General features: G+C 39.7%; 8 protein-coding genes and 1 pseudogene. 8 read left to right on the top strand and 1 reads right to left on the bottom strand.

Annotated features, from left to right (window positions below):
• The first annotated feature begins 352 nt into the window (after positions 1-352).
• The 8 genes from BM021_RS14335 (at position 353) to BM021_RS14300 (ending at position 5,694) form a co-directional block, all read left to right on the top strand.
• Positions 353-1,312 (top strand): hypothetical protein, encoded by a 960-nt coding sequence (locus tag BM021_RS14335; RefSeq protein WP_218147880.1) that lies wholly within the window; start codon positions 353-355, stop codon positions 1,310-1,312.
• 616 nt (positions 1,313-1,928) lie between these two features.
• Positions 1,929-2,306 carry a PRC-barrel domain-containing protein gene (locus tag BM021_RS14330; protein WP_090721676.1) on the top strand — a complete coding sequence of 126 codons (378 nt, stop codon included), beginning with the start codon at positions 1,929-1,931 and terminating at the stop codon, positions 2,304-2,306.
• 131 nt (positions 2,307-2,437) lie between these two features.
• Positions 2,438-2,854 carry a hypothetical protein gene (locus BM021_RS14325; protein ID WP_090721675.1) on the top strand — a complete coding sequence of 139 codons (417 nt, stop codon included), beginning with the start codon at positions 2,438-2,440 and terminating at the stop codon, positions 2,852-2,854.
• A 62-nt stretch (positions 2,855-2,916) separates the two neighbouring features.
• Complete coding sequence (locus tag BM021_RS14320) at positions 2,917-3,165, top strand: ElaB/YgaM/YqjD family protein (protein ID WP_090721674.1); 249 nt, start codon at positions 2,917-2,919, stop codon at positions 3,163-3,165.
• 70 nt (positions 3,166-3,235) lie between these two features.
• Positions 3,236-3,571, top strand: a complete 336-nt coding sequence (locus BM021_RS14315; RefSeq protein WP_090721673.1) for an ElaB/YgaM/YqjD family protein — start codon at positions 3,236-3,238, stop codon at positions 3,569-3,571.
• 5 nt (positions 3,572-3,576) lie between these two features.
• Positions 3,577-4,020, top strand: a complete 444-nt coding sequence (locus tag BM021_RS14310) for a hypothetical protein (RefSeq protein WP_090721672.1) — start codon at positions 3,577-3,579, stop codon at positions 4,018-4,020.
• Positions 4,020-4,382 (top strand): hypothetical protein, encoded by a 363-nt coding sequence (locus BM021_RS14305; protein ID WP_090721671.1) that lies wholly within the window; start codon positions 4,020-4,022, stop codon positions 4,380-4,382. The genes BM021_RS14310 and BM021_RS14305 overlap by 1 nt, the downstream gene beginning before the upstream one ends.
• Positions 4,383-4,629: 247 nt before the next feature.
• Positions 4,630-5,694 carry an AI-2E family transporter gene (locus BM021_RS14300; RefSeq protein ID WP_090721670.1) on the top strand — a complete coding sequence of 355 codons (1,065 nt, stop codon included), beginning with the start codon at positions 4,630-4,632 and terminating at the stop codon, positions 5,692-5,694.
• A 167-nt stretch (positions 5,695-5,861) separates the two neighbouring features.
• On the opposite strand, the pseudogene BM021_RS15365 reads toward BM021_RS14300, so the two are convergent.
• Positions 5,862-5,939: pseudogene (locus tag BM021_RS15365) on the bottom strand (IS5/IS1182 family transposase); the annotation flags it as partial.

Below are 5,939 nucleotides of genomic sequence, written 5' to 3'. Positions count from 1 at the left end.
CCAGCTTCGACCAGAACTCATCACTGAGCATCAATCGGGGCATCGCAAACTCGTCTCATTGGTGGTATAGGAACCTCAATATTACGAGTTTGCTCCTTTCTATTAAATACTTATCTTCAATTGTCAACAGACCCTAGTATCTCTCGAAAAATTCGAGCTACAAATTTGTGATTACGTGATTCACGCTAGCAGAAAATAATCAAGAAGTGAACTAAAATTTTTATATGCCGATGCAAATAATACGTGCATGTGTCTCATTGACGAGACTGTTGGTAAAAATGTGAGGAAGCGAACAGACGGATGTGATGCCTTACAAGAAAATTGAATTCATTTAATGATGAGGAGTTTTTCTATGGCTACTTCTACTTCTATAGATACTCGCGGACAAGTCAAACAAGATATCTCCACGAGTCCTGCACAAATTGCAAGTGCCGTTTCGTGGGGTGCTATTGTAGCAGGCGCAGCAGCTATTGCTGTCCTTTCTCTTATACTTCTGATATTAGGAACAGGACTAGGACTATCCTTAGTCTCGCCGTGGACACATGAGGGAATCAGTGCAACTGCCTTTAGTGTTTCGGCTATCGGGTGGCTAACTTTTACACAATTCTTTGCTTCCGGGGTCGGTGGTTATATTGCCGGTAGATTAAGGACCAAGTGGACTACGGCACCTGCCGATGAGGTCTACTTTCGCGATACTGCTCACGGCTTCTTGGCTTGGGCTGTTGCTACACTGATCACTGCCGTGATGCTCACTTCAGTTGTTGGGTCGATTATAACCGGTGGAATTCAGGCTGGGGCTACTGTAGCTGGAGGAGTAACTACCACCGCGGCAGCAACCGCAGGTATTGGTATTGCTCCAACCATGCAATCCTCAAGAGAGAATGCCGGTGCTAATAATAATATGATGAATTATTTCATTGATTCCTTATTTAGAAGGGATTTGAGTACAGCTTCCAATACTGCTCAGGAAACCAGAAATGGTGGACTAGGGGAAAATGCGCTCGAGGTTACCCGCATTTTCATCAATTCTATTCAAGCGGAAAGCCTGCCTGAAGAAGATATTCGTTATGTGGGTCAGTTGGTGGCCCAGCATACCGATTTAACTCAACAAGAGGCTGAGAAGCGAGTAAAAAATATATTTGCGCAATTGCAGGAGAAACTACAGAAAGGTGAGGCTGCTGCTAAAGAAGCAGCTGATCAGGCGCGTAAAGCATCTGCTTATACGTCCCTATGGTTGTTTGTTTCATTGCTGATTGGAGCATTTATTGCAAGCTATACTGCTACTTATGGTGGTCGACAACGCGACCTATGATCAGAAATCTTAAGACATTTATTGAGGAGAAAAACAAATGCGTTCAATACTCTTATACCTCTTAGGGATTCCTATTCCTATTATCATTCTCATTGCGCTATTAGACTAACTCAAGAATATAATTCACAATTGAATATAATTCACAATTTTTTCTTAAAATCGACAGGGCTTTTCAACAATTCTTTGATGACTCGGTTAAACGATGCATATCATTAGAAAGCTAGTTGGGAAGCTCTCTCATCTTTTACAGCCTCATTAATGTTTTATTTTCGTTCTTGAACTTAATAAAAGTTAGATAACCACAGCTATAAAAGGCATCTGCCAGTCATCTTTATTTAATTATTCATGGTGGTGGTTGAGTAAGTAATTGACCGCTAGATTTTAGGTGCGATTTTCAGTTTAGCTAGAAAATGCGATAGTTGCCTTACACACATTTACTTATTGGTTACTCTAGTATCATTAATCTGGTGTTCTTAAGTTAACTACCGAACCGACTGACATTGCTTCACATATTATCGTTAGTTCTGAGCTAAGTCATATACGCTCTACAGTGGATCAGATCAGGAGTATCGTTAAAGATTGTTTATTAATATGATTGATAAGAAAGGAGTTTTATATGAACTACGATGAACGCAGTACTCAAGGTGCTGGGACTACACGCCTGATGGGCGCTGAAACACTTATTGGCAATGACGTCTACAATCAACAAGGTGAAGATTTAGGAGACATCAAAGAAATTATGCTAGATACCAATACTGGTAATGTGTGTTATGCAGTCTTATCCTTTGGTGGCATTTTGGGGGTGGGAAGCAAGCTGTTTGCTGTTCCTTGGAGTGCCTTAAAGCTCGACACTGAAAATAAGCGATTCATACTAAACGTGGACAAAGAACGCTTGAATAATGCCCCCGGCTTTGATAAGGATCACTGGCCTAATATGGCAGACGAATCCTGGGAGAAGACAATTCATTCTTACTATGGAACTACTAAGCAGTAAATCATCGGTATGATTGATATATATCGACTCATACAAGATCAAAACATGGGCGGTGTATTTAGGATAAATCACCGTTCCGTGTTAAAGCAAATCTAATTCCTGAATATATTCAAAACTAACAAGGAGAAATCATGAAAACTTTCCATATTACCTCTTTTGTGTTTGTTGTAGGGATTGGTTTAGGTAGTGCCAGTGTAATAGCCGATACTATGTCCAAAGATGAATATAAGATTCAGAAAGATAAGATTGATGCCACTTATAAAGTAGATAAAGAAAGATGCGAGTCGCTTTCAGGCAATGCTGAAGATGTGTGTGTTGCTGAAGCAAAAGGACGCCGGGATGTCGACAAAGCCAACCTCGAGGCTAAAAATAATCCTACCGATAAGAATCAATACGATGCGCGCATGGCAAGAATTGATGCGGATTATGCAATAGCTAAAGAGAAGTGTGATGATTTAAATGGTAACGCTAAAGATGTATGTGTCGAAGAAGCAAAAGCTGCTAAAGAGCAGGCTACGAACGAAGCTAAAGCTCAATTGAAGCCCTAAAAGTTAATTTCATTAATCTATGTGTTACCGTAGATTTAACTAAGACGTAGAGGAAATAAGATATGAAAACTATTAATAAAGCTGTAGAGACAGCATCTGATTTTGCAGATGAAGCCCTTGATAAAACTACCAAAGTAGCCAATCAGGCTGCAGATATGGTAGCCGAAAAAGGAGAGCAACTTAGAAATGTGGAACAACGACTGATTAAAGAAACCGGCAACTACATTCGAGATAATCCAATCACCTCGATGGGTATTGCGATTGGAGTAGGTTTTCTACTGAGCAAATTATTTAGTGTTAGTGATCGCTAATTTCTACTAGCACAAGTCCATGGGCCGTGCATAAGTGCGGTTCAATAAACTATCAAAGGAAGAGACAGCCATGGAAAATGCAGACAAAGTATCTAATGTGGATAAAGTATCTAATCTAGCGCATGAAGTTGTCGACAAGGCTACTAATACAACTTATCAGGCTGCGGATAAGGTAGTTGAGAAAGGAGAACAATTGAATACCTTAGCTCATGAAGCGATTGATAAGACAACGGATGCAGCCAGGCAGGCTGCGGACAAGCTGGCTGAAAAAGGAGATCAACTGAGAAATGCTGAGCAACGGTTGATGAATGAAGTCAGTAATTATGTTCGAGATAATCCGGTAACTTCAGTAAGTATTGCAGTAGGAGTGGGTTTTCTATTGAGTAGATTATTGAGTTCGCGCTAAACGTCATGGATTCGAGGACTCCAAAAAATGAAACGTTTGAGCGAGCTATCAATGATAGCTATTCCGAGAACCCCGGAGTAATTGACGACATCCAATTGTTGTGGCATGAATTGCGTGCTTTGAATCATGCTCACTTCCGGCTCGCCGCGCTTGAAGCGCGGGTCGCGGGCAATAGCCTCGTGATTATGATAGTAGCAGGCCTGGTGATTGCTATTTTACTCAGTGTTGCTTGGCTAGGGCTTTTAGCGGCTACAGTGTTGGCACTTGATAAATATGGGATCCTGACGGATAACATTTTATCCATACTTCTTGCAGTTGCTTTAAATTTACTCCTGGTGCTGATTCTATGGCGCGTAATACATAACAAAAGCTATTACTTACAATTCCCAGCCACCATTCGCAATCTTAAATTCATATTGTCTGGGCCCCGCAATATGGAGAAAAAGTGATGTTAGATCATCCTTTAAATGAAAATAAGTTCAAATCATTAACCGCCCAAATTAAGGATGCGGAGATGCAATTACAGGAACACCAACGGATGGTAAGCGCCTGCAAAGATGCATTAATTCAGAAAACACAACAAAAAATCACAACTCCATCTAGTCTTTTGCTAGCTGGAGGTATTGGATTTATTCTTAGTGAGCTTACGAAAAACAAGCCTTTAAAATTTCATCCGGGTATAACCGAAGAATCTCATACTGCTGAGACAAGCGATATTTCAAAGCACCTCATGAGTACATTAAATTTACTCAATTCCATCAATGCGCTATATACAACATTTCGGGCATCGATGAAAGAAACGAAAACTTGAGTAGGATTAATTCTTGATTTTACTCGTTAGTATTACTGCTATTCCTATATTTCTTAAATCTAGAGCAATATCTCTCTATTAGATGTAATTCAAAAGATAGGGGTAGCGCTTACTTTTGGAGTGAAAGAATGAGATTTAGGAAAAACGATGAAAAAGTTAGCTTGCAACAAACCCAGCCTTGCATTCTTGACTGCATTCCTATTTTTCTGCCGATAGTTAAGTATACTTACCAGCATGGTGATTTAGCTTGAGCTCCGCCCATTTTCAACAAAAATCATTTCTAATTCTTTTGCTTGTCGTATCTTTAGCTTTCGGATGGCTATTGTGGCCTTTTTTCGGCCCAATATTTTGGGGTACCGTTTTAGCAATAATTTTTTCGCCGATTTATAGACGTTTGTTGAATATCGTGCATCAGCGCCAAAACTTAGCAGCATTTGCCACAGTATTGCTTTGTTTAGTCATTGTAATTTTCCCTTTTTTATTGATTGCTATCTCTCTTGTTCAACAAGCAAGAATTATCTATCAAAGTATTCGTTCGGGAGAACTCAACTTCGGTGCTTATTTTCAACAAGCAATGGATGCATTGCCTCCTGCCATTTTCAATTTTTTGAATAGGATGGGTCTTACAAATTTTTATGAGTTAAATGATTTGCTGTCTAATGAAGCATTGCAGGGAAGTCAAATCATCGCTGCGGAAGCATTGAATATTGGTCAGAACGCTTTTGAATTTGTTATTAGTTTTGGCATCATGTTATATCTGCTGTTTTTTCTCTTGCGGGATGGAACTGTCTTAGCTGCTAAGATCAAACGTGCAATTCCATTGAGCGTAGAGCATAAACGGCAGCTATTTAATAAATTCACTACCGTTGTTCGTGCTACTGTCAAAGGTAATATTACCGTAGCAACCATACAAGGTGCTTTGGGGGGGGTAATGTTTGCATTTCTCGGTATAAAAGGGGCATTGCTTTGGGGATGTGTAATGGCATTTCTTTCCTTATTACCGGCAGGTTCTAGTTTGATTTGGGGTCCGGTCGCTATTTATTTTCTTCTCACTGGCGTTATCTGGAAAGGAATAACGATTATTATTTTTGGTATTCTCGTGATCGGGTTGATTGACAATATCTTACGACCTTTATTAGTGGGTAAAGATATTCGAGTCCCAGATTATGTGGTGTTTATTTCAACGCTAGGTGGAATAGCGCTTTTTGGCCCAAATGGATTTGTCATTGGTCCAGTATTAGCAGCGTTCTTTATTGTGGTTTGGGATCTTTTTTCAACGCAGACAATAAAAGAGAATAAAATTAATTTCTGACAAGCATCATTAGATGCTTGTGTTAGATCAAATTTGCAGTGCAAATCATCAATGAGAAAATTTCACTATCTTACCAATGAGCAACCAGAGCTTATCTCATCTGAATTGCCTACCCCGATGCTAAAATAAGTAAATTATTTATACTTCTTCTAGGGTCTGTTGACATTTCACATAGGTAACCACAGATATCCGCATGCCATGGCGACCATACTCTCAAAATTTCTCTTCAGTTTGTCATATCGTGT

This window comes from Nitrosomonas sp. Nm166 (assembly GCF_900112825.1).
Lineage (GTDB): Bacteria > Pseudomonadota > Gammaproteobacteria > Burkholderiales > Nitrosomonadaceae > Nitrosomonas.
The sequence above is the reverse complement of the archived record's forward strand: the minus strand, read 5'-3'. Positions and strand labels throughout refer to the sequence as shown.